General features: G+C 58.4%; 1 protein-coding gene and 2 pseudogenes. All 3 read right to left on the reverse strand.

The features are described 5' to 3' along the window. Window positions 1-689 (reverse strand): annotated as a pseudogene (locus AWB74_RS43900) (beta-glucosidase); the annotation flags it as partial. Window positions 690-772: 83 nt separating this feature from the next. Beyond that, window positions 773-1990 (reverse strand): UDP-galactopyranose mutase, encoded by a 1218-nt coding sequence (gene glf / locus AWB74_RS43905; RefSeq protein WP_087039581.1) that lies wholly within the window; start codon window positions 1988-1990, stop codon window positions 773-775. A gap of 91 nt (window positions 1991-2081) precedes the next feature. Continuing rightward, window positions 2082-2810 (reverse strand): annotated as a pseudogene (locus tag AWB74_RS46745) (hypothetical protein); the annotation flags it as partial.

Consider the following 2810-nt stretch of genomic DNA (forward strand, 5'->3'; position numbering starts at 1 on the left):
TCAAGCTCGCCTCCTTCGATGAGCCATTGATTGAAACTGTAGTAGTTGAGACCTACGATATCCAGATAAGACGGCGCCCCGCCGAGCCCCGGCCACAGCGCCCCTGTCAACATGTCAAATGCCTGGTACTGGCTAAGTCGGTGACGCTCGGCGCCGTCCGTTCGTTCTGGGAGGCGGGAGACTACATTGATCAGCGGGTCGGTGGTAATGAAGCGGGCGTCCGGACACACGGAACGGATTGCGTCCGTTGCGGCGATAGTGGCGCGAACGAGTTGATGCTTCAATTCGAGCCCGCGTCCGAAAGTCGACGGGCGAATGTCTCCGACTTCTCCGCCGAACCACGACCAGAATGAGATCTCATTGATCAACGTGAAGATCGGCGCATCTTCGGTTTCCGACGCGATGACAGCAGCGGTGGCTCCGGCGAACTTCGCGAAAGCTTCGACGAATTGAGGCCGCCAGATGTCAACATGATCCGGCCAGCCATAGTGACAGAGATCCCAGATAACCTGGACTCCAGTGGCGTGGGCTGCGCGCAGCATCGGAAGTACGCTTGTCCAGTCGTACCGTCCCGGGCGTGACTCAATCAGATGCCAGCGCACGCCGTCCCTGACGGTGACGATGCCGTGTTCGATCAGGCTGGCGTAGTCAGCCAGGGCATGTACATCATGCCCAGTCGAGTTCAGCAAGTCTAACCGTACGCCGTCGTTTCTTCGATGGCTAGCGCACTCGAAGCCGCCCCAAAAAAAGGACTTGAAGTCTGGCGCAGGCATCATCGTGAAAGAGCGTCCGAAGCAGTAGCAGTTGGGAGGTCAGCCATGTCCGCCGCTCGACGACGAGCCGGGCCGCTCGCGACAGATTCGTGGCCCGAAGTCGTCTCGGCTTCGATACGCGCGTAGACGGCGAGTGCCTGTCCGATGACCTGATCCATGTTGTAATACCGGTAAGTCCCGAGGCGCCCCACAAAAGTGACGCCAGGCGTTTGGCTCGCCAATGCCTCATACCGCTTGTAAAGCGCCTGGTTTTCCGGGCGCGGTATGGGATAAAACGGGTCCCCGTTGGCACTCGGGTACTCGCGAGAGATACTGGTTCGGGAATGATGCTGTCCAGTGAGATGCTTGTACTCTGTGATGCGCGTGTATTCCACCGCTTCATCGGGATAGTTGACAACCGCCACCGGTTGGAGCTGTGGAATGTCGAGGGTCTCATGCTCGAACCGCAGAGAGCGGTAGGGTAGCTTGCCGAAGCAGAAGTCGAAATATTCGTCGATCGGCCCTGAATAGATAACGTGCTTGAAGTCGGTGTCGCTGCGCGCCTGCCGGAAATCCGTATTTAACCTGAGGGTGATCAACGGATGCGTTAGCATGGCTTTGAACATCCGTTCGTAGCCGCGAGCGGGCATACATTGGAAAGAATCCAGGAAGTAACGGTCGTCGGCGTCTGTCCGCGTGGGAATGCGCGAGGTGACCGATTTGTCGAGCTGTGAGGGGTCGGTTCCCCACTGCTTGCGGGTGTAACCGCGAAAGAACTTTTCGTAAAGCTCACGACCCACCGCGCTTAATACGACGTCTTCGGAAGTGAGTATCTCGCATCGGGTTTCTGCGCGATTCGCGAGGAAGGCGCGCGCCTCTGCTGACGTCATGTTCAGCCCATACAAACTGTTGAGCGTCGTGAGATTGATCGGAATGGGCACCAGCGAGCCATCAACAAATGCCTTCACCCGGTGCTCGTAGGGGCGCCAGTTGGTGAATTTCGAGAGATAGTCGACAATTCGGGGCGCATTCGTGTGGAAGATGTGTGGACCATAACGGTGGATTCGGATGCCTGCTGCATCGAGTTCGTCGTAGGCATTACCGCCGATGTGGGGGCGACGGTCGATGACCACTACCTTTTTGCCGAGGCCCTCCGCGAGTCGTTCGGCAAGCACGGACCCAGCAAATCCAGCCCCGACAATCAGGTAGTCAAACGGCCGATATTCATTGCGTCTCATGTACGGCGTGCAACGTCTTTTGCGGGAGCTGCCGCCATCGAACTCACCGGTGCGGTGCTGCTTCAGAGAGCCCGGGTCTGCTCCGCTAGTGTCATCTCGCATGAATTGCCTCGCGCCGTTGATCTAACGCTTGCATGATCACATCGTGCATTCGCTCGAAGGTATCGTCCCAACTCATCCCCGAAAGCGCTTCGTCTGCCGCTTGCTGTACCGCTAACCGGTCGGCGGATCGCTCGAGTGTTTCATCGAGCGCGCCAACGAAGGACAGTAACGAGGTCTGGTCTCCGGACGCGCGGGCGATCTTGACCGCACCGCTGCTGCCGTACCTATCGACGACGTCGCGGATCGAGGTGGAGACGACCAGACGGCCTCCGGCGAGGTATTCGGGCGTCTTGGTTGGGCTGATGAACCGGGTGGATGCGTTTAGCGCGAACGGCATCATCGCAATGTCCCAGTGCGCGAGAAAGGCAGGCAAGTCGCCGTACGCTTGCTTTCCAAGGTAATGAATATTGGAACGTCGCGGCAGTCCCGCGCTGTCAATCTTGACAACCGGCCCGAGGACGACGAAATGTATGTGAGGCCGTGCTGCAGCTGCCTCGCGCAACAGATCTGCGTCGAAGCGCTCGTCGACGACACCGAAAAAACCGACGCGCGGGTGCGGTATCTCCCGCTGTATGTCCGGCTCGGGAAGCGACTCACGGGCTTTTCGGAAATGCGGGATGTCAACGCTGCTCGGGAACAGGTGAATGCCTCGATAATGCCGTCGTTTCGCGTCATAGAGACTCTGACCGCCGGCAAAAACGACAGTGGACTTCGATAA

It is taken from the genome of Caballeronia arvi, from assembly GCF_001544695.2.
GTDB classification, from domain to species: domain Bacteria; phylum Pseudomonadota; class Gammaproteobacteria; order Burkholderiales; family Burkholderiaceae; genus Caballeronia; species Caballeronia arvi.